The organism is Curtobacterium sp. NPDC089991 (assembly GCF_044748425.1).
In the GTDB taxonomy this organism is placed as follows: domain Bacteria; phylum Actinomycetota; class Actinomycetes; order Actinomycetales; family Microbacteriaceae; genus Curtobacterium.
In genome coordinates, this window is record NZ_JBIVGB010000006.1 from 174,990 (window position 1) to 196,530 (window position 21,541).

Annotated in this window: 26 protein-coding genes; 9 read left to right on the forward strand and 17 right to left on the reverse strand. The window is 71.8% G+C overall.

Annotation, left to right across the window (positions count from 1 at the left end):
* Window positions 1-4: 4 nt before the first annotated feature.
* The gene (locus tag ACIPV1_RS16805) at window positions 5-265 is read right to left on the reverse strand and encodes a DUF4190 domain-containing protein (RefSeq protein WP_402726865.1); all 261 of its coding nucleotides are present in this window, start codon (window positions 263-265) and stop codon (window positions 5-7) included.
* Between the two features lie 153 nt (window positions 266-418).
* Here ACIPV1_RS16805 and ACIPV1_RS16810 point away from each other — a divergent pair, with 153 nt between their 5' ends.
* Window positions 419-895: a MarR family winged helix-turn-helix transcriptional regulator gene (locus ACIPV1_RS16810; protein WP_111083786.1), complete on the forward strand. Its 477-nt coding sequence runs from the start codon at window positions 419-421 to the stop codon at window positions 893-895.
* A 140-nt stretch (window positions 896-1,035) separates the two neighbouring features.
* On the opposite strand, the gene ACIPV1_RS16815 is transcribed toward ACIPV1_RS16810, so the two are convergent.
* Genes ACIPV1_RS16815 through ACIPV1_RS16825 form a run of 3 tightly spaced genes read right to left on the reverse strand, consistent with a single transcriptional unit; the run spans window position 1,036 to window position 2,941 of the window.
* Complete coding sequence (locus ACIPV1_RS16815; RefSeq protein ID WP_123937209.1) at window positions 1,036-1,743, reverse strand: zf-HC2 domain-containing protein; 708 nt, start codon at window positions 1,741-1,743, stop codon at window positions 1,036-1,038.
* On the reverse strand, window positions 1,740-2,255 hold the full coding sequence (locus ACIPV1_RS16820) for a sigma-70 family RNA polymerase sigma factor (RefSeq protein WP_123294523.1): 516 nt from the start codon (window positions 2,253-2,255) through the stop codon (window positions 1,740-1,742). The genes ACIPV1_RS16815 and ACIPV1_RS16820 overlap by 4 nt, the downstream gene beginning before the upstream one ends.
* Window positions 2,252-2,941 carry a YceI family protein gene (locus tag ACIPV1_RS16825; RefSeq protein WP_402726866.1) on the reverse strand — a complete coding sequence of 230 codons (690 nt, stop codon included), beginning with the start codon at window positions 2,939-2,941 and terminating at the stop codon, window positions 2,252-2,254. Before ACIPV1_RS16825 ends, ACIPV1_RS16820 begins: the two co-directional genes overlap by 4 nt.
* A 74-nt stretch (window positions 2,942-3,015) precedes the next feature.
* Between ACIPV1_RS16825 and ACIPV1_RS16830 the strand changes: the two genes are divergently transcribed.
* The 3 genes from ACIPV1_RS16830 to ACIPV1_RS16840 all read left to right on the forward strand — a co-directional run bounded on the left by ACIPV1_RS16830 (window position 3,016) and on the right by ACIPV1_RS16840 (window position 5,397).
* Window positions 3,016-3,348 carry a hypothetical protein gene (locus ACIPV1_RS16830; RefSeq protein WP_402726867.1) on the forward strand — a complete coding sequence of 111 codons (333 nt, stop codon included), beginning with the start codon at window positions 3,016-3,018 and terminating at the stop codon, window positions 3,346-3,348.
* Between the two features lie 109 nt (window positions 3,349-3,457).
* Window positions 3,458-4,468, forward strand: coding sequence for a TerC family protein (locus tag ACIPV1_RS16835; RefSeq protein WP_123294520.1), 1,011 nt, complete (start codon window positions 3,458-3,460; stop codon window positions 4,466-4,468).
* A 71-nt stretch (window positions 4,469-4,539) separates the two neighbouring features.
* Window positions 4,540-5,397 (forward strand): NAD-dependent epimerase/dehydratase family protein, encoded by an 858-nt coding sequence (locus tag ACIPV1_RS16840; RefSeq protein WP_402726868.1) that lies wholly within the window; start codon window positions 4,540-4,542, stop codon window positions 5,395-5,397.
* Between the two features lie 101 nt (window positions 5,398-5,498).
* Here the strand turns inward: ACIPV1_RS16840 and ACIPV1_RS16845 are convergent, their stop codons facing one another.
* Window positions 5,499-6,461 (reverse strand): DNA-3-methyladenine glycosylase family protein, encoded by a 963-nt coding sequence (locus ACIPV1_RS16845; RefSeq protein WP_402726869.1) that lies wholly within the window; start codon window positions 6,459-6,461, stop codon window positions 5,499-5,501.
* A gap of 88 nt (window positions 6,462-6,549) precedes the next feature.
* Here ACIPV1_RS16845 and ACIPV1_RS16850 point away from each other — a divergent pair, with 88 nt between their 5' ends.
* The 5 genes from ACIPV1_RS16850 to ACIPV1_RS16870 all read left to right on the forward strand — a co-directional run bounded on the left by ACIPV1_RS16850 (window position 6,550) and on the right by ACIPV1_RS16870 (window position 11,091).
* Window positions 6,550-7,578 (forward strand): 6-phosphofructokinase, encoded by a 1,029-nt coding sequence (locus ACIPV1_RS16850; RefSeq protein WP_111083779.1) that lies wholly within the window; start codon window positions 6,550-6,552, stop codon window positions 7,576-7,578.
* Window positions 7,579-7,731: 153 nt separating this feature from the next.
* Entirely contained in the window at window positions 7,732-8,709 is a 978-nt protein-coding gene (locus ACIPV1_RS16855; RefSeq protein WP_131880885.1) for an MDR family oxidoreductase, read from the forward strand.
* An 88-nt stretch (window positions 8,710-8,797) separates the two neighbouring features.
* Entirely contained in the window at window positions 8,798-9,505 is a 708-nt protein-coding gene (locus ACIPV1_RS16860; RefSeq protein WP_123294516.1) for a GntR family transcriptional regulator, read from the forward strand.
* A 19-nt stretch (window positions 9,506-9,524) separates the two neighbouring features.
* Window positions 9,525-10,355: an ABC transporter ATP-binding protein gene (locus tag ACIPV1_RS16865; RefSeq protein WP_243648929.1), complete on the forward strand. Its 831-nt coding sequence runs from the start codon at window positions 9,525-9,527 to the stop codon at window positions 10,353-10,355.
* A gap of 142 nt (window positions 10,356-10,497) precedes the next feature.
* Window positions 10,498-11,091, forward strand: a complete 594-nt coding sequence (locus ACIPV1_RS16870; protein ID WP_111083775.1) for a hypothetical protein — start codon at window positions 10,498-10,500, stop codon at window positions 11,089-11,091.
* 227 nt (window positions 11,092-11,318) lie between these two features.
* On the opposite strand, the gene ACIPV1_RS16875 is transcribed toward ACIPV1_RS16870, so the two are convergent.
* The 12 genes from ACIPV1_RS16875 to hemE all read right to left on the reverse strand — a co-directional run bounded on the left by ACIPV1_RS16875 (window position 11,319) and on the right by hemE (window position 21,523).
* A complete protein-coding gene (locus ACIPV1_RS16875) occupies window positions 11,319-11,783 on the reverse strand; it encodes a DIP1984 family protein (RefSeq protein ID WP_123339224.1) in 465 nt (154 codons plus the stop codon).
* A 92-nt stretch (window positions 11,784-11,875) separates the two neighbouring features.
* A complete protein-coding gene (gene hemL / locus ACIPV1_RS16880) occupies window positions 11,876-13,207 on the reverse strand; it encodes a glutamate-1-semialdehyde 2,1-aminomutase (RefSeq protein ID WP_402726870.1) in 1,332 nt (443 codons plus the stop codon).
* Window positions 13,204-14,259, reverse strand: a complete 1,056-nt coding sequence (gene hemB / locus ACIPV1_RS16885) for a porphobilinogen synthase (protein ID WP_402726871.1) — start codon at window positions 14,257-14,259, stop codon at window positions 13,204-13,206. The genes hemL and hemB overlap by 4 nt, the downstream gene beginning before the upstream one ends.
* Window positions 14,256-15,119: a uroporphyrinogen-III synthase gene (locus ACIPV1_RS16890; RefSeq protein ID WP_402726883.1), complete on the reverse strand. Its 864-nt coding sequence runs from the start codon at window positions 15,117-15,119 to the stop codon at window positions 14,256-14,258. Before ACIPV1_RS16890 ends, hemB begins: the two co-directional genes overlap by 4 nt.
* Entirely contained in the window at window positions 15,008-15,967 is a 960-nt protein-coding gene (gene hemC, locus ACIPV1_RS16895; protein WP_131880877.1) for a hydroxymethylbilane synthase, read from the reverse strand. The genes ACIPV1_RS16890 and hemC overlap by 112 nt, the downstream gene beginning before the upstream one ends.
* Window positions 15,964-17,199, reverse strand: a complete 1,236-nt coding sequence (locus ACIPV1_RS16900; protein ID WP_123937201.1) for a ferrochelatase — start codon at window positions 17,197-17,199, stop codon at window positions 15,964-15,966. Before ACIPV1_RS16900 ends, hemC begins: the two co-directional genes overlap by 4 nt.
* On the reverse strand, window positions 17,196-17,939 hold the full coding sequence (gene hemQ / locus ACIPV1_RS16905; RefSeq protein ID WP_228505515.1) for a hydrogen peroxide-dependent heme synthase: 744 nt from the start codon (window positions 17,937-17,939) through the stop codon (window positions 17,196-17,198). Before hemQ ends, ACIPV1_RS16900 begins: the two co-directional genes overlap by 4 nt.
* A gap of 67 nt (window positions 17,940-18,006) precedes the next feature.
* Window positions 18,007-18,237, reverse strand: coding sequence for a DUF3618 domain-containing protein (locus tag ACIPV1_RS16910; RefSeq protein WP_111083767.1), 231 nt, complete (start codon window positions 18,235-18,237; stop codon window positions 18,007-18,009).
* A 32-nt stretch (window positions 18,238-18,269) separates the two neighbouring features.
* Window positions 18,270-18,728: a phage holin family protein gene (locus ACIPV1_RS16915; protein WP_111083766.1), complete on the reverse strand. Its 459-nt coding sequence runs from the start codon at window positions 18,726-18,728 to the stop codon at window positions 18,270-18,272.
* A complete protein-coding gene (locus ACIPV1_RS16920) occupies window positions 18,725-18,979 on the reverse strand; it encodes a hypothetical protein (RefSeq protein WP_017887727.1) in 255 nt (84 codons plus the stop codon). The genes ACIPV1_RS16915 and ACIPV1_RS16920 overlap by 4 nt, the downstream gene beginning before the upstream one ends.
* Window positions 18,980-19,079: 100 nt before the next feature.
* Window positions 19,080-20,420: a protoporphyrinogen/coproporphyrinogen oxidase gene (locus ACIPV1_RS16925; protein WP_402726872.1), complete on the reverse strand. Its 1,341-nt coding sequence runs from the start codon at window positions 20,418-20,420 to the stop codon at window positions 19,080-19,082.
* On the reverse strand, window positions 20,417-21,523 hold the full coding sequence (hemE, locus tag ACIPV1_RS16930; protein ID WP_131844975.1) for a uroporphyrinogen decarboxylase: 1,107 nt from the start codon (window positions 21,521-21,523) through the stop codon (window positions 20,417-20,419). Before hemE ends, ACIPV1_RS16925 begins: the two co-directional genes overlap by 4 nt.
* Between the last annotated feature and the right edge of the window lie 18 nt (window positions 21,524-21,541).

The following is a 21,541-nucleotide window of genomic DNA, read 5'->3' on the forward strand; positions in this document are numbered from 1 at the left end:
GACGTCAGCTGAAGACCCGGATCAGTTCCGGCAGCATGAGCAGCAGCGGCAGCACCGTGAAGACGGAGATGACCGCGCCGACGACGATGCCCGTGATCGCGAGACCGCGTCCGGCCTCGCCCGTCCGCCGCAGCTGCGGCAGCGCGATGAGCCCCACGACGACCCCGCCGATGGGCACCACGAACCCCAGCACGAGCGCGATGATCGCCAGGGTGTTCGTCGGGCGGACCGGTGTGATCGGCGGCTGTGCGTACGGGTTCGTCATGCGGGTTCCTGTCTCATCGCGCCGAGCGCTGCACGGCCCGGTCATCGTACGGGCCGGACGGATCGCTCCGCAGCGCCCCGTTCGGGTCATCCGGACGGATGAAAAACGCGGCGGCGGGGTCGGTCGGTCCCCACGGTGGATACGCTGGTCGGCATGTCGACGCAGGGCAACGATGGCCACGACTGGGCGACGTGGGACGCCTACCACGACGTCTGGCGACGCCTCGACCGAGCGCTCGACCAGGCCGTCCAGGCTGGCGCCGGCATCTCCATCCCCGAGTTCGAGATCCTGATCGGGCTGCAGCGCGAGCCGGACCACCGGCTGCGCGTCCGCGACATCGCCGCCGGCATCGGTTGGGAGAAGTCGCGCGTCAGCCACCAGGTCACACGGATGGTCTCCCGCGGCTTGGTCGGACGCGCCGACTGCCCGACCGACGGCCGCGGCAGCTGGGTGGAGATGACCCCCGACGGCCGCCGCGCGGTGCTCGCCGGCATCCGCGCGCACACCGGTGCGCTGGAAGACCTGTTCTGGAGGCCCGTGGGGACCGACGCGGACACCCTCCGGTCCGTCAGCGCGCGCGTCCAGGACGCGATCGGCCCCGACGTGTCGGACGAGGCCGTCTCGGGCTAGCTGCCCCCGCACCTCCGCCGAGGTTCCACGACTCGCCGCACGGGGAGCGCCGAGGTTCCATGAACGGCCCTGAGCTGCGCCGAGATGCCGAGATCTCGGAACCTCGGGGGCTCGGGGGCGGGCGGGCGGCGGGGCGGGAGCTAGAGGTCGACGACGGCGAGGGCTCCCTGTTCGCCGCGGAGCCGCACCTGCACGCTCGCGATGTCGTCGCGCGGGATGTCCGTCGACGCCGACAGCCCCTTCGCGTCCTCGCCCGCGGCCGTCCACGAGCCGACGATCTGCGCGGTGCCGTCCGACCGCACCACGACCAGGTCGTACATGACCGAGCCGTCCGCCGCCCACTCCTTGCCGCCGTAGGAGCAACCCCAGTCGAAGCGGGTGCCCCACTGTTCACCGCTGACGGCCAGGTCGACGTCGAGCCCCTGGGCGCCGGTCATGTCGTAGCGGTCCGCAGTCGCCGATGCCGAGACGTCACGTCCGGCCTGCACCGAGCCGCGGTCCCCCGCCGTGCCGACGGCGAGTCCGCCCAGGACGGCAGCGACCACCGCGAGCCCCGCGGTGGCGGCGACCCAGACCCGGCGACGGCGGCGACGGTGTCGAACGCGGTGCGCGACCGAGGCGAGGGTGCTCTCGGAACCGGTGTCGGGCCTCCCGTCCGGTTCGGCGATCTCGATCGCCTGGTCGGCCGGCAGCTTGGCGAGCAGACCGGGCAGGCCGACCAGCTCGGCGACGGCGGCCGTGCAACGGTCGCACGTCTCCAGGTGCTGCTCGTACTCGAGCCGCTCGTCCGGGCTCAGGGACCCGAGCACGTACGCCGCGTCCCACTCTGCGTACCGGTCGTCGCTCATCGGGTCACTCCTCGTTCCTGCAGTGCGAGCCGCAGGGCTCGCAGCCCGTAGTGCAGCCGCGACTTCGCGGTGCCCTCGGGGATGTCGTGTCGTCGTGCGATCTCCGGCACCGTGTGGCCAAGCCAGTAGGCGTCCACGACCACGCGGCGGTGGTCCGGGGAGAGCGATGCGAGCGCGTCGGCCACGACGATGCGGTCGAGCACGGCGTCGGTGCGGTCCGACTCGGCGCGGTCGACGGGGTGTTCGGTGCCGAACTCCCGGCGGTTCCGAGCCGATCGCGCGTCGTCGACGACCAGGTTCCGCGCGACCGTGAACAGCCAGGCGCGCGCGCTGTCCGGCGCGCGTTCCAGCACCGCTGGGCGCTGCCAGGCGCGGACCATGGTCTCCTGCACGACGTCCTCGACCGCCGAGCCGTCCCGCGTCAGGTGCCGGACGTACCGGGTGAGCGCGTCACCGTGCTCGCGGTACAGCGTCGCGAGCAGCTCGTCGGCGGAACGACTCGACACGGTCACTTCTGCAGGTCGAGGGAGAACTCGACGGAGCCCTTCCCGTCCACGGTGACGAAGCCGAGCGAGGGAGCCTTCACGCCGTAGTCGGCGAAGGTGATCGGCACCGAGCCGGCGACCTGGACGGTGCCTCCCGTGCCGACCGCCACCTGCGCGTCGGCGGTGACGGCCTTCGTGACGCCGTGCAGGTCCATCGTGCCGGTCAGGGTGACGTCCTGCGTGCTGCCGTCGAGCGCCTTCGAGACGTCGACGGGCTTCGTCAAGGTGAACGTCGCCGTCGGGAACTTGTCCGTCTCCAGCGCGGTGTCCCGGAAGTAGGCGTCGCGCGCGGACTCGGGGGTGGAGATCTTCGCGACCTGGACCGTGACCGTCGCCGTCGCGAGGGAGCCGCCGTCGACCTCGGCGGTGCCCTCGACGTCCTTCGTGCGTCCGACCACGTTCACATCATTCCCCTGCAGGACCTCGTGCACCCGGTAGCCGGCGTACGAGGTCTTCGTGCTGGTCCAGGTGCCGTCGGCGTCCGCTGCGTCGAGGGTGGCGGACGACGTCGCTTCCAGGGAGGGAGCTGCGGCGGCCTGTCCGTTGACGGTGTTCGCGTAGATGGACGGACCGGCGATGACGGCGGCGGCCGCGATGACCACGACGCCGGTGGAGATGACGATGATGACCTTGGTGCGTGTGCGGAGTCCCATACCCGGTCAACGAGGTGGCAGTCTGGATCGTTCATCGTCGACGTGACGACGATGCCGGAGGAGGTCGATGCGCCGTGGAACTGGTCATGCTGCTGGTGGCCATCGGCGTCTCGATCGCCACGACGGTCGTCGTGCTCCGGCGCACGCGGGATGCGGGATGGGTCCGGGACGCTCAGCTGTCGATGAACGCGAGTCCGGGCTGGACGGTGGTCTCGCTGGTGTTCCACGGGCTCGGAGCCGCAGCGGGGTTCGTCATCGGTGCGGTCTTCATCAGTGGCGGCCACCCGGCGGCCGGATGGGTGTTCCTGTGCTTCGGCGGGATGCTCGGTGTGCTCGTCGGAGTACAGATCTGGGTCGCACGACGGCCGTTCCCACCGCGCCCACCGATCGACGGCCCCGGTCGCTGAACGCGGGACGCGGTCGCTCAGCGCGCGAACGTCCCCGACACTAGAGGGGACAGCACCCGAGCCCGGCCGTGCTCGAGTGCCCGCCCATCACCAGCAAGGAATGCACCAGATGCCCGAACTCCCCGTCGTGTTCGAAGTCGGCTCGCTGATCGCGATCGTCGCGATCCTGCTCGCCGACCTGCTCATCGTCGCGCGCCGGCCACACGTGCCGACGCTGCGCGAGTCGGCGACGTGGGTGGGCGTCTACGTGGGGCTCGCGCTGGTCTTCGCGGTCCTGATGCTCGTGTTCGCGGGCGGCGACTCGGCGGGTGAGTTCCTGGCAGGCTGGCTCACCGAGTACAGCCTGAGCATCGACAACCTGTTCGTCTTCGTCATCATCATGGCGCGGTTCTCGGTGCCGAAGAAGATCCAGCAAGAGGTGCTGATGCTCGGCATCATCATCGCGCTCGTGCTGCGTGGCATCTTCATCCTCGTCGGCGCCCAGCTCATCGAGAACTTCTCGTGGATCTTCTACATCTTCGGCGCCTGGCTGATCTGGACGGCGATCCAGCAGCTCCGCGGCGAGGACGATGCCGACGACCAGAAGGACAGCTTCATCGTCCGGCTGCTCCGCCGTCGCGTGCGCCTCACCGACACGTTCGACGGCATGAAGTTCCGGACCACCCACGACGGCGTGCGGCACTTCACCCCGTTGCTCATCGTGCTGATCGCCATCGGCACCACCGACCTGCTGTTCGCACTCGACTCGATTCCCGCGATCTTCGGCATCACCGAGAGCCCGTTCATCGTGTTCACCGCGAACGTCTTCGCCCTGATGGGTCTGCGGCAGCTGTACTTCCTGCTCGGTGGCCTGCTCGAGCGGCTCGTCTACCTGAAGTACGGCATCGCGGTGATCCTCGCGTTCATCGGCGTGAAGCTCGTCCTGCACGCACTGCACGACAACGAGCTGCCCTTCCTGAACGGTGGCGAGCACATCGAGTGGGCACCGGAGATCAACACCTGGGTCTCCTTGATCGTGATCATCGCCGCGATGGCGCTGTCGACCCTGGCCAGCGTCGTGCGGATGCGCCATGACGGCGTGGAGGCGAAGGACGAAGAACCCGCTCGTACCTCGGACTGACGGAAGGTGCTCTGAGCGGCAGCAGGCCGGGCGCTGGAGCGTCCACCAGCTGCCCGTGCCAAGGTCGACGGGTGCAGAACAACGACACCGTCGTGATCGCCGGCTGCGGCGACCTCGGGACCGAAGCCGGTCTCCGCTTCGCGCGCCGGGGACACCACGTGATCGGCCTCCGACGCCGCGCCGAACTGGTCCCGGCGCCGCTCACCGGCCGCAGCACCGACCTGCGGCACGAGGTCCCCGAGATCCCCGCCGACACCACCGTCGTCGTCGTGGCCTTCGCCGCCGGCAGCCGTGACGTCGACGAGTACCGCGCCACCTACGTCGACGGCCTGCGGAACGTGCTCGACGGCATCGACGCCTCGGACGCCGATCCACGCCTGCTCGTGGTGTCCTCGACCGCGGTGTACGACGTCGACGACGGCAGCGAGGTCACCGAGGACACCCCGGCGCACGGTGCGACCCCGACCGCCGAGGTCCTGGTCGAGGCCGAGGCACTGCTGCGCGACCGTGCTCCCGGCGCCGTGCTCGTGCGCCTGTCCGGTGTCTACGGTCCGGGTCGTGAGCGTCTGATCGACCAGGTCCGCTCCGGTTCGGCCCGGCTGGCTCCGGGTGCCTCGCCGCACACGAACCGGATCCACCGCGACGACGCCGCCGCTGCGCTCGTGCACCTGGCGACCGTGGAGGACCCGGCGCCGACGTACCTCGGCACCGACGACGAACCGAGCCGGCTCGACGACGTGCTGCGGTTCCTGGCCGACGAGCTCGGCGTTCCCGAGCCCGTCACCGGTGACGGCGGTGCCCGGCAGTCCGGTGGTGACAAGCGCTTGTCGAACGCGCTGCTCCGGTCGACCGGCTGGGCGCCGCAGTACCCGACGTTCCGCGAGGGCTACCGCGCCGTGCTGGCCGGCGAGGGCGTCCGCCACCCCTGACCCGGCGCGACACCGGTTCTCCGACAGGACACCACGTGATCACCTGGTGTCGTGTCGCGAAACAGGTGCGGACGGCAGCGGACGGCAGCGCGCGCGACCGCTCAGTGCCCGCGGTGGTCCTGGATCGTGAGCCGCGGCCCGAACGACGGCTTCCGGAACCCCGAGCCGCCGATCAGCCGCACGACCCGCTCTCGGTGCCCCCGCCACGGTTCGAGCAGCTCGAGCATCCCGTCGTCGTCGACCGGTCCCCCGGTCAGCGCCCACCCGACCAGCGCGGGGACGTGGAAGTCCCCGACGCTCGGCGAGTCCGGGTCGCCGTGGGAGCGCTGCGCGGTCTCGGCAGCCGTCCACTTCCCGATGCCGGGGATCGACTGGAGCCGCGCCGACACGACCGAACCGCCGCGACCGAGCGTCAGCGTCCGTTCGAGCGCCGGAGCCACACGCACCGCGCGCATCACCGTCGCCGACCGTCCGGGCTCGATGCCGGCCTTGTGCCACTCCCAGCTCGGGATCCGCGCCCACTCGTCGGCCGTCGGCGGCACGATGAGACCGTCCGGCGCGGGACCCGGCGCGGGCGTGCCGTACCGCCGGAGCAGGTACCGCCATGCGCCCCACGCCTGCCGCGAGGTCACCTTCTGCTCCATGATCGCCGGCACGAGCATCGCGACGACGGTGTTCGTCCGGAGCAGCCGGAGTCCGGGCTGCCGGTGTCGGGCGGCAGCGAGGAACGCGTGCCCGGAGACGTCGAACCCGTCCCAGTCGTCGCCGCGACCGAGCAGCTCCGGCGCGTGCTCGACCGCCCACGCGGCACCGTCGCCCCACGCCGAGACCGCGATGGTGTCGCCGGCCGGCCGGATCGCAACGGCAGCGGGGCCGGTGGGCGTCCGCAGGGCGAGCCACACGTCCGAGCCGACCACCTTGTAGGCGGGGTCGCCGGAGCCGCGCTGCAGGGGCCGCAGGGTCGACGTGACGTTCACCGGGCCTCCCGGTCGGTACACGGTGTCGACGCGAGACGCATCGCCGGACGCACCAGCGGACGACGAGGCGGAGTCGAGCAGGGTCACACCGGGATGGTAATGCGCAACCACCGTCAGTCATGATGGTCGCAGTCCCCCACGACCCCCACCCGCACCACCCGACGACGGAGTTCCCATGCGCATCGGCATCCTCACCTCCGGAGGCGACTGCCCCGGTCTGAACGCGGTCATCCGCGCGATCGTCCTCAAGGGCATCGCCATCCACGGCCACGAGTTCGTCGGGTTCCGGGACGGCTGGCGCGGCGTCGTCGACGGCGACATCGTCCCGCTCGGCCGCAAGGACATCCAGGGCATCGCCAAGCAGGGCGGCACGATCCTCGGCACCAGCCGCACGAACCCCTTCGAGGGCCCGAACGGCGGCGTCGAGAACATCTCGAAGACCCTGGACCGCCACGGCATCGACGCGATCGTCGCGATCGGTGGCGAGGGCACGCTCGCCGCGGCGAAGCGCCTGACCGACGCCGGGCTGAAGATCGTCGGCGTCCCGAAGACGGTCGACAACGACCTGGGCGCCACCGACTACACGTTCGGCTTCGACACCGCCGTCGCGATCGCGACCGAGGCGATGGACCGCCTCCGCACCACCGGCGAGTCGCACTCCCGCTGCATGGTCGCCGAGGTCATGGGCCGGCACGTCGGCTGGATCGCCCTGCACTCCGGCATGGCCGCGGGCGCGCACGCGATCCTGATCCCGGAGCAGAAGACGAGCATGGAGCAGATCGCGAAGTGGGTGCGTGCCGCCTACGACCGCGGGCGCGCACCGCTCGTCGTGGTGGCCGAGGGCTTCGTCCCCGACCACGAGGACAACGCGCACACCGAGCGCGGGCTCGACGCCTTCGGGCGTCCGCGGCTCGGTGGCATCGGCGAGCGCCTCGCGCCCCTCATCGAGGAGATGACGGGCATCGAGACGCGCGCCACGACCCTCGGGCACATCCAGCGCGGCGGAACGCCGACCGCGTACGACCGGGTGCTGTCGACGCGGCTCGGCCTGGCGGCCATCGACTCGGTGGTCGAGGAACGATGGGGCCGGATGGTCGCCCTGAAAGGCACCGACATCGTGCACGTCTCGTTCGACGAGGCGCTCGGCGAGCTGAAGACGGTGCCGCAGGCGCGCTTCGACGAAGCCGCCATCATGTTCGGCTGAGGTTGGTCGGGGGCGCTGGCCGGGGCGTACCTGACCGATTCGGGCGTACCTGGTCGTTTTTTCCGACCCGGTACGCCCGGTTCCGCCAGGGATCGCGCGCGTTCTGGGAAAGAACGGACCGCTGGCCGGGAGGCCCGGGGTAGCGTCCGGCGCATGACCCGCGCCGTAGTCGTGTCCAGTTCAGCCCCGCCCACCGTCGCCGACGTCGACCTGCCCGATCCGACCGAGGGCGAAGCCCTCGTCGACGTCACGTACTCGAGCGTCAACTACAAGGACGGCCTCGCCCTCGCCAGGAACCCCGGCGTCGCGCGGGTCGACCCGCTCGTGCCCGGCATCGACGTCGTCGGGACCGTGTCGGCGCTCGGACCGGGTGTGCACGACGTTTCGATCGGCGACCGCATCGTGCTGAACGGTGCCGGGCTCGGTGAGACCCGGCACGGTGGTTGGGCGCAGCACGCCGTGGTGCCGTCCGGTTCCCTCGTGGTCCTGCCCGAGGCGATCGAGGACTCGTTCGCGGCGGCGATCGGCACGGCGGGGTTCACGGCGATGCTCAGCGTGCTCGCGCTCGAACGGTTCGTCGAGCCCGGTGCCGGGCCGGTGCTCGTCACGGGTGCGTCCGGCGGGGTGGGGACGGTGGCGATCGCCCTGCTCGCCGCGCGCGGGTACGAGGTGACCGCGTCGACCGGACGGAGCACCAACGAGGCCTCGCTCCGACGCCTCGGCGCGACCGAGGTCGTGGACCGGGGTGCCCTGTCCGAGCCCGGCAAGCCGATGCAGCGTGCCGCGTGGGCCGGCGCCGTGGACAGCGTCGGCGGGGCCACCCTGGCGAACGTGCTGGCCGGCACCCGGTGGGGTGGAGCCGTCACGGCGTGCGGGCTCGCGCAGGACTCCGCGCTGCCGACGACGGTGCTGCCGTTCATCCTGCGTGCGGTGTCGCTGCTCGGCATCAACTCGGTGGACGCCCCGTCGGAACTGCGGCACCGAGCGTGGGAGCGGTTGGCGACCGACCTCGACCCGGCGCTGCTGGCGGGTGTCACCCGGACCGTCACCCCGGAGCAGGCGATCGAGATCGGCGCCGAGGTGGTCGCCGGTCGGGTGCACGGACGCACGGTGGTCGACGTGCGTGGCTGATGTTCTGGGATGCTGTTATTCCGCAAACGATTGCATATTGACACGTTAGGGTTTGGATACCAAGCGTCCGTGACACGAGGAGTCCGTCATGCCGGTACCCAAGTCGACCGTCGAGAACTCGCCGCGCAAGCTGCTCCGCGACGTGGTCCTCGAGAAGATGTTGGCCGCGATCCAGGACGGCACGCTGCAGGCCGGCGAACGGCTCAACGACGACGAACTGGTCCAGTGGCTCGGCGTCAGTCGCACGCCCATCCGTGAGGCGATCGCCAAGCTCGTCGACTACGGCTTGGTCGAGATGGAGGCGAACCGGTACACCCGGGTCGCGTCGCCCACCGCCAAGCAGTTCGACGACACCATCCAGGTGCTCGCCGGCGTCACGGAGCTCGCCGCCCGCTGGGCCGTCCCGAAGCTCGACGACGCAGCGGCCACACGCCTCGTCGACACGCTGGAAGCCCTGCGCACTGCCGCCGAGCAGGAGCGCGCCGGCGACGTCTCGACGCAGGTCGGCGCGGTCGTCACCCAGTTGATCGGTGCGGCGGACAACGACCTGCTGGTCCAGCTGTCGACCTCGCTGCTGCCCCGCGCGAACTTCCTCGCCCTGACCCACCAGAGCGGCATGTTCTGGGACGTCAAGCACTTCGTCGACCCGCTCCGTGCGGCGATCTCGAAGCGAGACGGCGAAGCAGCGGCCGCGGTGATCCGTTCGCTCAGCAGTACCGTCGAGGAGCACACCGTGCAGGCCCGCGCGTTCGTCGCCGAGGGCGGCGCGCTGGCCGACGGCACCGAACGGCGCTGACGTCGGCCACGATGGAGTCGTGACCGACACCGACCAGTTCCGCGCCGCGGGCGCCCAGTTCCGCGCCGACGACGTCCTGCTCCGTGCCGAGGGCGTCCGTGTGACGCGCTCCGGCCGCGACCTGCTGCACGACGTCGACCTGACCGTCCGCCGCGGTGAGCACTGGGCGCTCCTCGGACCGAACGGCGCCGGCAAGTCGACGCTGCTCGCGGTGCTCGGGGCGACGGGCCACCCCACGGCGGGCACGGTCGAGGTGCTCGGCCGACGCCTCGGACGCGTCGACGTCCGCGAGCTGCGTGAGCACATCGGCCACGTCGACCCGCGGCACCGGATGCTCTCCCCGCTCACCGTGCTCGAGACGGTGCTGACGGGCCTGACCGGCACCACCGACCTCATGATGCGGTGGGAGCCCACGGCCGCACAGGTCGCACTGGCCGAGCAGCACATCGCCGACGTCGGGCTCGCCGCACGACGCGACGCACGCTGGCCCGTGCTGTCCCAGGGCGAACGCGGACGGACCCTCATCGCCCGGGCGCTGATGTCCGAGCCGCAGTTGCTGCTGCTCGACGAACCAGCGACCGGGCTCGACGTCGCCGCGCGCGAGCACCTGCTCGAGACCGTCGACGCGCTGCGGCACCGACACCCCGAGCTCGGCAGCGTCATGGTCACGCACCACCTCGAGGACCTGCCGGTGTCGACCTCGCACGCGATGCTGCTCCGTGACGGTGCCGTGGTGGCACAGGGCACCGCGGACGAGGTCATCACGTCGTCGGCGGTGTCGCACGCGTTCGACTTCCCGCTCGCGATCCTGCGCTCCGAGGGCCGCTGGGCAGCTCGCCGTTCCGCCTGACGCGTCGCTGGGGCCGGACAGGCGCGTTGCGGCGCTCCGGCCTGTGCTTGGATGGTTGCTCAGGTGTCCGCGGCCCGTTTCGGGGAGGGACCCGATGCCGGATGACGGTGTCAGGCCGCGCACCGCAACGAGGGGGAACACCATGACGAACACGCCGCCGCCCTACCCGGGGTCCGAGCCGCAGCCGAACGCCGGCCCGCAGCAGCCCGGTCCGCAGCAGCCGGGCCAGCAGCCCTGGGCGCAGCAGCAGCCCGGCCAGCAGCCGTACGCGCAGCCAGCGCCCGCCGGCGCTCCGTACGCCCCGCCGCCCAAGCAGTCCCGTGGCAAGCGCGTCCTGATCTCGCTGCTCGGCGTCGTCGTCGCCGTGGTCGTCGCGTTCCTGGTCCGCCAGGCGCTCACCGCCGCGTTCAGCGACTCGACGGAGGAGAAGGTCTCGAAGGCCGTCGTGCAGATCCGCGAGCAGAGCGACCTGCCGAAGCAGGTCGACTCGGTGACGTCGTGGACGGGCGTCGAGGCCGAGGGCAACGCGATCCACTACGACTACACGGTGTCGTCCAGCGTCGACCCGGCGTCGATCACCGAGAGCGCCATCCGCGACTCGGTCGGCCCGACGCTCTGCTCGAACAGCGACACGAAGGACCTCCTCGACGAGGGCGTCGACATGCGGTACACCTACGCGTTCGACGGCACCTCGAAGACGCTCGACACGACCTTCACCAAGGCCGACTGCTCCTGACCCGTCGAGGGTGGGGCGGTGCTGTCCCCTGTCCCGCCCTCGTCGGTCCGGTCGGTACGCGGTTGTGCGTGGTGCGGTGTGCACCGTACCTGGTGCGACGTGCTGGGCTGCGATGTGCACGGCTCTCGCCATGGCGCTGCCCACTGCGCCGACAGGTGACCGGGTTGCCCGCCGGTCGTCGGGTCCGTACCCGCCCCGGTCCGTCTACCGACGCACCGCCCCGCTGTTCAGTCGACCAGGGTGACCTCCCAGTTGGTGCGCTGGACGACCGCGTCGAGTTCGCGGATCTCCTTCGCCAGGGCGTCGGCCCGCGACCGGAGCTCGGCGGTCGGCAGCGCGGCGAACGTGCGGAGTTCACTGCGGAGCTGTCGGTAACCGCCGTTCGTGCCGGCGGTGGCGTCCGCCGCTCCGGTGACGAGCGCGTGCCGCAGCCGGAGGGCATCGCGTCTGGCGAGCAGCGCGGTGACGGTCTGCCCGGACGCCACGGTGGTGCTGGCGTTCGTCGCGTTGATGCGGGCGAGCAGGACCTCGAGCGCGTCGATCGACCGTTCGGCCTCGGCGAGGAGCTCGCGGGCGTCCTCGTCGGGCTCCTCGCCCTCTTGGTAGCGGGCGTTCGCGGCGATGCGGCCGCGCAGTTGTTCGATGCGCTTCTGCAGGTCGGCGCGCTCGATGAGGGCCTCGGCGAGTTGCATGCGGCCAGTCAACCAGCCGAGGCTCCGGCACGGAGCGCCGACCCCTACGCCGCCGCGACGGCTACTGCTTACGCCGTCGCGGCGCCTACCATCTACGCCGTCGCGGCGGCCGCTGCCTTCGCTGCTGCGGGCAGCGCGTCGAGGATCCGTCCGACGGCCCGCTCGTCGTGGGCGGCCGTGACGAACCACGCCTCGAACACGCTCGGCGGCAGGGTCACGCCGGCGTCGAGCATCGCGTGGAAGAACGGCGCGTACCGGAACACGTCCTGTGCCCGCACGTCGTCGTAGTTCCGCGGTGCGGTGTCCGTGAAGGCGAACGAGAACAGGTTGCCGGCGCGCTGCACGGTGTGGGCGACGCCCTCGGCCGACAGCGCGTCCGACGTGGCCGCGGAGATGACCAAGGCCGTGCGGTTCAGCGACTCGTACACCGACGGCGTCGCGGCCCGGAGCGTGGCGATGCCGGCGGCGACCGCGAGCGGGTTGCCGGACAGGGTGCCCGCTTGGTACACGGGGCCGAGCGGGGCGAGGAAGTCCATGACCTCGCGTCGGCCGCCGAGCGCGGCGAGGGGCATGCCGCCACCGATGACCTTGCCGAACGTGATCAGGTCGGGCTTCCACCCGGCGCCGTCGGGGACGACCTTCGACGCCTCGAGGCCCCACCAGCCGGCCGACCCGACGCGGAACCCGGTCAGGACCTCGTCGACGATGAGCAGCGCCCCGTGCGCCTGCACGATCTGCGCGAGCGCGCGGTTGAACCCGCGCTCGGGAGCGAGCACGCCCATGTTCGCCGCGGCGGCCTCGACGATGACGCCGGCGATGCGCTCGGAGTGCTCGTCGAACGCGCGGCGGACGGCGTCGAGGTCGTTGTACGGCAGCACCAGGGTCTGCGCCGCGGTCTCCTCGGTGATGCCCGCGCTGCCCGGCAGGGCCAGGGTGGCCACGCCCGAACCGGCCTCGGCGAGCAGGGAGTCGGAGTGCCCGTGGTAGTGCCCGGCGAACTTCACGAGCAGGTCGCGGCCGGTGTAGCCGCGGGCCAACCGGATCGCCGTCATCGTGGCCTCGGTGCCGGTCGACACCATGCGGAGCTTCTCGATGGGGCCGTCGCCGTCGACCGACACCCGCTGCTTCACGAGCTCGGCGAGCTCGGTCTCGCCCGGGGTCGAGGCGCCGAAGGACAGTCCGCGCGCGGCGGCCTGCTGCACGGCCTCGACGGTGCCGGGGTGCGCGTGTCCGAGGATCGCGGGTCCCCATGACGCCACGAGGTCGACGTACTCACGGCCCTCGGCGTCGGTGACGTACGCGCCCTTCGCCGACACCAGGAAGCGCGGGGTGCCGCCCACCGACCCGTAGGCGCGGACGGGCGAGTTCACGCCGCCGGGGATCGCGTTCTTGGCGCGGCCGAACAGCTGGTCGTTCGTGGTCATTCGGGGGCCTTCCCGGTCGAGGCGATGCCGGCGACTGCGGCGGTGGTGCCGGAGGTGCGGAGGCCGGCCTCCTGGTTGAGCTTCCGTGCGATGTCGACGGCGAAGTAGGACAGGATCGCGTCGGCACCCGCGCGCTTGATGCCGATGAGCGACTCCATCGCGGCGGCGTCACGGTCGATCCAGCCGTTCTGCGCGGCTGCCGTGATCATCGCGTACTCGCCGGAGATCTGGTAGGCCCAGACCGGCACGGGCGACGTCGCAGCGGTCTCGGCGAGGACGTCGAGGTAGCTCATCGCCGGCTTCACCATGACGACGTCGGCACCCTCGTCGACGTCGAGCGCGACCTCGCGCAGCCCCTGACGACCGTTGGCGGCGTCGATCTGGTAGGTCCGCCGGTCGCCGACGAGCGACGACGACACGGCCTCGCGGAAGGGGCCGTAGAAGGCGGAGGCGTACTTGGCCGCGTAGGCCAGCAGCGCGGTGCCGGTGTGCCCGGCGACGTCGAGCGCGTCACGCGCGGCGGCGATCTGGCCGTCCATCATGCCGCTCAGGCACACCAGTTCGGCGCCAGCCTCGGCCTGCGCGACGGCCATGTCGCGGTACCGCAGCAGGGTCGCGTCGTTGTCGACGGAGCCGTCCGCCGCCAGGACGCCGCAGTGGCCGTGGTCGGTGAACTCGTCGAGGCACAGGTCGGACTGCACGACCAGGTCGTCACCGACCTCTTCCTTCGCCACGCGGATGGCCACGTTGAGGATGCCGTCGGGGTCGGTCGCGCCGGAACCGGTGGCGTCCTTCGTGGTCGGGACGCCGAACAGGTTCACGCCGCCGATCCCGACCTCCGCGGCCTCGACGAGTGCGCGACGGAACGAGTCGAGCGAGTGCTGCTGCACGCCCGGCATGCTCGAGATGTCGACGGCGTCGGTGGCGCCTTCGCGGATGAACATCGGCAACACGAGCTCGGCTGGGTGCAGCCGGGTCTCGGCGACGAGCCGTCGCATCGCGGGGGTGGCGCGGAGTCGACGGGGGCGGACCTGGGGGAAACGGCCGGTCACGGGTGGCCTTCCTGTTCGGGGGCGGTGGGGTTCAGGGCCTCGACGACGGCGTCGAGCAGGGCTTCTGCGGACCGGGTGGGTCCGACGACGTGGACCGGCAGTCCGGCCGCGCGCGCGTCGGCGGCGGTTCCGGGGCCGATGCAGGCCACGAGGGTGCGGGGGTCGAGCGGGGTCATCCGGCGGGCGATCTCGCGGGCGACGCTGCCGCTCGTCACGAGCACCGCGTCGGGCACCGCGTCGAGGGTGATCGGCTCGTCGCCGGTCCCCACGGTACGGTACGCGACCACGTCGTCCACGTCGATGCCGCGGGCCCGCAGTCCGTCGACGAGGGTCGGCGCGGCGATCTCGGAGCGCGGGAAGAGCACGGTGCCGTCGGTGTCCGGCAGCGCGTCGACGAGGGCAGCGGCCGAGGCCTGCTCCGGCACGAGGTCGACGACCCAGCCCGCAGCACGCGCGGCACGGGCGGTCGGCTCACCGACCGCCGCAACGCGGACACCGGACGGGAGGCCCGCCACGCGTTCTGCGAGCACCGTCACGGCCGTCGCACTGGTCACCACCACCCACGCGTACCCGGCCACGCGGGCGACGGCACGGTCGAGCGGGCCGCTGTCGAGCGGCGGCTCGGTCGTGATGAGCGGGACGACCCGCGGGTCGAGCCCGCGCTGCCGAGCCGCCGTCGCGACGCGCTCGCCCCACGCGCCACCCCGGGGGATGACGACGACGGGAGCGGGCGTGTCCGTGACGGGCTCTACTTCACCGAGTCGGTGAGGTCCGCCAGGTCGCCGGCACCGTTCTCGAGCAGCTCGGCGGCCACGCGGCCACCGACCTCGAGTGCTTCGGCGAGACGGTCCTGCGCGGATCCCTCGAGCACGGCCGCGTGCGACGCCGTGCGGTACTCGGCGCCGTCGGGGCTGTAGACGGTGGCGGAGACGAGCAGGAGCTCGGCGTCCACGACCGCGGTCGCACCGATCGGGGCGGAGCAGCCGGCCTCGAGCTTCGCCAGGACCTCGCGCTCGGCCGACACCGTCAGGCGGGTCGGGGCGTGCTCGATCTTGCGCAGCGCGGCGAGCAGGTTCGTGTCGGTCTCAGCAGCACGGGTCTCGATCGCCAGTGCGCCCTGCCCCGGAGCGCTCGGCCAGAAACCGAGGTCGAGCAGTTCGGTGGCGGCCGACAGCCGGTCGATGCGGGTGAGCCCGGCGGCGGCGAGCACGACGGCGTCGAGGTCGTCGTCGACGCGGCCGAGCCGGGTGTCGATGTTGCCGCGGATGTCGATGACGTCCAGGTCGGGGCGCTTCGCCTTGAGCTGCGCGACGCGACGCGGCGAACCGGTGCCGACCTTCGCCCCTTCGGGCAGGCTCTCGACCGTGGCGCCGTTCCGCGCGACGAGGACGTCGCGGGCGTCGGCACGCTTCGGCACGGCCGCGATCGTCAGGCCCGGGTACGGCGCGGTCGGCAGGTCCTTGAGCGAGTGCACCAGGACGTCGACCTCGCCGGCGACCAGGGCTTCACGCAGGGCGCTGGCGAACACACCCGTGCCCCCCAGCGACGCGAGCGAGGCGCGGTTCGTGTCGCCCTCGCTCGTGACGGTGACGAGCTCGACCGGGCGACCGGACGCCGCTGCCAGGCGGTCGGCGACGTCCTGCGACTGCGCGACCGCGAGCCGGCTGGCGCGGGTGCCCAGCCGGATCGGGGTCGGTGCGTCGGTCACGGAGCGACGCCAGCGGCGGCGGGCTTGAAGCCGGCGCGGACGTTCTCGCAGCAACCCGGGCGGCAGACGTCGTACCAGGGGCCGATGTCGGTCAGGTGCGGACGCTCGCTGGTGGGGGTGCCGTTGACGCGCTCGAGCACCAGGTCGACGAGACCTGAGACGTAGGCCGGGTCGACACCGGGGGTCTGCGTGCGGACCGACCAGAAGCCGAGCTCCTGCGCGGTCTCGGTGGCTTCCTCGTCGAGGTCCCACATGACCTCCATGTGGTCGCTCACGAAGCCGAGCGGGACGATGAGCACGGCGCGGGTCGAGCCGCCCTTCAGCTCCTCGTTCATGTAGTCGTTGACGTCGGGCTCGAGCCACGGCTGCGTCGGGGGACCGGAGCGCGACTGGTAGACGAGCTTCCACGCCGGCTTGGACGTGCCCTGCAGGTGCGCGTGCTCGGGCTGCTCGAGCAGCTCCGCCCACGCCTGGTCGAGGACGACCTGCGCGACGGCGAGGTGCTGGGCCTCGTAGGCGCCGTGCTCGTCGAAGCCGCGGTAGTCCGGGCCGGACTTCGCGGCGTCGGTCGACGGGATCGAGTGGGTCGAGAACAGCACGTGCAGCTCGGTCGCGACGTCGAGCTGAGCGTTCTCGGCGATGGCCTTCGCCATGCCGTCACGGACGCCGTCGACGAACGGGCGGACGAAGCCGGGGTGGTCGAAGAACTGCCGGATCTTGTCGATCTCGATGGTGCCGAGCAGGCCGGTCTCGTCGAGCACGCGTGCGTAGTCCTCGCGGTACTGGCGGCAGCTCGAGAACGACGAGTAGGCGCTCGTGGCGATCGCGATGAGCTTGTTGTAGCCCTTGTCGGCGGCCTCGGTGAAGGCCTGCTCGAGGTAGGGCTCCCAGTTGCGGTTGCCCCAGAGCACCGGCATGTCGATGCCGCGCGATGCCAGCTCGACCTCGAGCGCCGCCTTCAACGCGCGGTTCTGCGCGTTGATCGGGCTCACGCCGCCGAAGTGCCGGTAGTGGTGCGCGACCTCTTCGAGCCGCTCGTCCGGGATGCCGCGGCCGCGGGTGACGTTGCGCAGGAAGGGGATGACGTCGTCCTGGCCCTCGGGGCCACCGAAGCCGGCGAGCAGGATCGCGTCGTAGGCGGTCGGGACCTCGACGTGCTCCGGGCCGGAAGCGGCCGCTGGGGTGGCGGCGAGGACGGGCTGACCGTTCGTGATCAGGCTGGTGTCGGTCATGACAGCACCTCCGGGAGTTCGGCGGTCGTCACGCGACGACCCGTGAAGAAGGGGACCTCTTCGCGCACGTGCAGACGGGCCTCGGTGGCACGCAGGTCGCGCATCAGGTCGACGAGGTCGACGAGCTCGGGGCTCTCGAGCGGCAGGATCCACTCGTAGTCGCTCAGGGCGAAGGTGGCGATGGTGTTCGTCAGGACGCGGCGGTACTTGGCGCCGGCGATCCCGTGGTCGCGCAGCATCTTCGAGCGCTCGTCCTCGGGCAGCAGGTACCACTCGAAGGAACGGACGAAGGGGTACACCGTGATCCACGCCTCGGGGTCCTTGCCACGCAGGAACGCGGGCGTGTGCCGCTTGTTGAACTCGGCTTCGCGGTGCATCGCCATCACGTGCCACACCGGCTCGGTGTCCTGGAACAGCCCGGTGCGGCGGATCTCGCGTAGCACGGCCTGGATGACCTGCGCGTCGTCGCCGTGCAGCCAGATCATGACGTCGGCGTCGGCACGGAAGCCGGAGACGTCGTAGAAGCCACGGACGGTCACCCCGCGCTCAGCGGCGGACGCGACCACGGCGTCGAGCTCGGCCACGGCGTCGTCACCGACGCGGTGGACCGGGCCGAGCGGCCTGCGGAACACGGCCCAGAGGGCGTACGCCGTCATGAGGTTGGGATCGATCCCCGTCGCGGGGTCGGTCTCGTGCGGAGAGGTGTGCGCGGTTGCAGGAGCGGGCGCGTCGGAACTCATGGGTCCTTGTCCTATCGGTTGCCAGGGTTGTGGCCGCCCCGCACCCGGTGGACCGCGCTCGGGCGGTCTACCGCCGTCGGAGCACCATCACGACGATACCCCCGACCACCGCTACTCCGGCTGCGAGGCCGGCCAGGTACGGGACCGGCTTCTCGTCGATGCCGCGCTTGACCTTCGACGCCGCGATGCCGATCTGCTTCGGCACGTTGAGCTTGTCCTCGATCGCGTCGAGGGTGTCGAACAGCTGGGCGCGGGTCGCGGCGACGCGGTCTGCGAGATCGTCGTGCGGATCGGTCACGGTTCCTCCGTCGGTGGTGCGGCTGTCGGGGCTCAGAACCGGCCGCCGACGTCCGGCTTGCGGCTGCCGTACTGGCTGGGCGGAGTGGGCTTCTTGCCCATCCCCTTCACCGCGTTGATGTCGTTCTTGACGCTGTCGATCGTGCGCTTCGGCGTGATCGGAAGGCCCTTCTTCAGGCGCTTCCAGCCGATCCACCCGAGGATGGCGGCGACGATCAGCATCACCACGGCGATCACGATCGCTGCGAGCCAGGCCGGCATCACGGTCGCCAGGCCCATCACGGCGGCGGTCAGGAGCACGCCGATCGCGTAGAGCACGATGACGAGTGCTCCGACCAGCAGCCCCGCGGCGAGCCCGAAGATCTTGGCCTTCGTGAGCATCTCGGCCTTGAGCAGGTCGATCTCACCCTTGACCAGGCCCTTGACGAGCTTCGGGACGTCGCCCACCAGACCGAACAGCGAACGCGACTTGCGGTCGCGGGTGTCGGTCATGAGGTGGTGGTGTCCTTCTTCTGGCCGACCTTGCGGACGGCCTTCTTGGTCGTCTCACCGATGAACTCGGCGACGTCCGGGGTCTTGTCGGCGATGAAGTCCTCGGCGACGTGCACGCCCTTCTGGACGCCGTTGCTGTTCCAGACCTTGCCGCTGACGGTCTTGATCTGCTCGTACCGCGCCCGTCCGGCTCGCGATCCCAGGACGTACCCGAGTGCGGCGCCGGCGACGAACAGGAGCTTTCCGCGCATGTGCGATTCCTCCGTTGGTTCAGTGTGCGGTGGTCATGCGCCGAACGGAATACGTCCGACGGTCTCACCAACAGTAGCCCCCGGGCGGTCTGGGGTCCGCTCAGGAATCCAGGATCTGTCCAGCGGCGGTCCGGGCTGCTGCGATGATCCCGGCCAGGCCACGTCCGGAGCTGGCCTCGCCGATGCCGACGACCCCCTCGGCCAGCCCGGCAGCGGTCAGGTCCGGACCGTGCCAGCGGACGCGCGCAGCGCCCACGACGTGCGTCGCCGTCAGGGGGACGCCGAGCAGCGTGGCCGCGTCGTGCAGCGCTCGGGTGCCGACGGGTCCGTCCGGGTCGACCGGGAGGCTCGTGGCCGCGTCGTCGGGACCGCTCGCGCCCGGTGCACTGGTCGCGTCGGCGGGCGTCGCGTAGCTCAGGCGCAGCACGTCGCGGCCGGCAGCCGCCTCGGCGAGCCACGGCCACTTCACCGTCGCGTGCGTCAGGGCCTTCGCCGACACGGCCTGCGCGTCCGGGTGCACGAGCATCCCGGTCCCGCGGGGGGCTGCGTCGAGCTCGGGCTGGTCGACGACGAGCGTGACGAGCTCGATCCCGGTCCGGTCCGACGCCGCGGTGCGCTCGGGATCGGGCACCGACGACAGGGTGTGCTGCGCGGGCAGGCGTTCGACCGTGCCGTCGGCGGAGACGACCTCGACCGCGTGCGCCTCGATCCGGGTCGCCCGGGTGTGCAGCCGGACGTCGACGCGGTAGGTCTCCATGTCGGCGACGAGTTCGTCCACGAGCCGGACGATCCCGCCGCGGATCCCCTGCACCGGGGTACCGGCGGCCGCGCGGGCCCGGAGTGCCAGGACCGCGCGGGCCAGCGAGCCCTCGCGGAGCAGTGCCGCACGGAGGCCGGGAGCCACCCGCTCCGGGTCGAGCTGGTCCGGGTGGGTGGAGTGCACCCCGCCGGCGATCGGGACGACCAGGTCGTCGAGGACTCGCTCCCCCATGCGCCGCCGGACGAGTTCGCCCAGGGACTCCGCCTTGGCGCCGACCGGTCCGGGCAGCAGCGAGTCCATCTGTGCACGGAGCCCGCCCTTCTGCCCGACGACGGCGAGCACGTCGGCGGCCATCGGGGTGCTCGGGATGCCGAGGAGCCCGGTCGCGGGGATCGGCGACGTCCGGCCGTCACGGGTCATCAACCAGGCACCGCGCGGGTCCGGGGCGACGACGTCGTTGCCGAGCCCGAGTTCGATCGCCAGGCGGCCGACGGCGTCCGTGCGGGTCGCGAACGAGTCTGCCGCCATGTCGAGGTCGAGGCCGCCGACCGTGTGCCGCCGGATCATGCCGCCCAGCACGCCGGACGACTCGACGAGCACGACGTCCGCGCCGCCCTTCGCCAGGTCACGGGCCGTGACGAGTCCGGCGATCCCGCCGCCGACCACGACGACGTCGGTCACGCGGCAGACCCGTCACCGAGCGAGTGGACCAGCTCGACGACGCGCGTCAGCACCGTCGGGTCGGTCTCGGGCGGCACACCGTGGCCGAGGTTCACGACGTGGGCGCGGGCGGCGCCACCGCGGCGGACGACCTCGCGCACGTGCGCTTCGAGGACCTCCCACGGGGCCGCGAGCATCGCCGGGTCGATGTTGCCCTGCACGCTGACGCCGGTGCCGACGCGGCGGACGGCCTCGTCGAGCGGGAGCCGCCAGTCGACCCCGACCGCGTCGACGCCGACCGTGTCGGTGCCGAGCGTGGTCATGTCGGCGAGGACCTCGCCGCTGCCGACGCCGAAGTGGATGCGCGGCACGCCCAGGTCGGTCACGTGGGACAGCGCCTGCGCCGAGTGCGGTGCGACGTACCGGACGTAGTCGGCGCGCGACAGGGACCCGACCCACGAGTCGAAGAGCTGTGCGGCCGAGGCCCCGGCGAGCACCTGGGCCCGGAGGAACGCCCCCGACACCTCGGCCGCCCAGGCCAGCAGCCGCGACCAGGTCTCCGGCTCCGCGTGCATGAGGGTCCGTGCGCGGATGTGGTCCTTCGACGGGCCGCCCTCGACCAGGTACGCGGCGAGCGTGAAGGGTGCGCCTGCGAACCCGATCAGCGGGGTGTCGCCGAGCTGCTCGACCGTGCGGGCGACCGCCTGCCGGATCGGCTCGAGGGCCGCCGGGTCCAGCGGCTCGAGGGCGTCGACGTCCGCCGCGGTGCGGATCGGTGAGCCGAGCACGGGGCCGCGACCGGGGACGATCTCGACGTCCACACCCGCGAGCTTGATCGGCACGACGATGTCGCTGAAGAAGATGCCGGCGTCCACCCCGTGCCGGCGGACGGGCTGCAGCGTGATCTCCGACGCCATCTCGGGGTCGAGGCACGCGTCGAGCATGGCCGTGCCCACCCGGAGCTCGCGGTACTCGGGCAACGACCGACCGGCCTGCCGCATGAACCAGACCGGCAGCGTCTCCGGACGGTCACCCCGCAGGGCCCGGACGAGGCGGGACCCGCTCGTCCGCCCTGATGCCAGGGGGTGGGAGTCGGGGAGGGATGTGGTCGTCGCGTCGGTCACCGGATGATTGTCCCATCG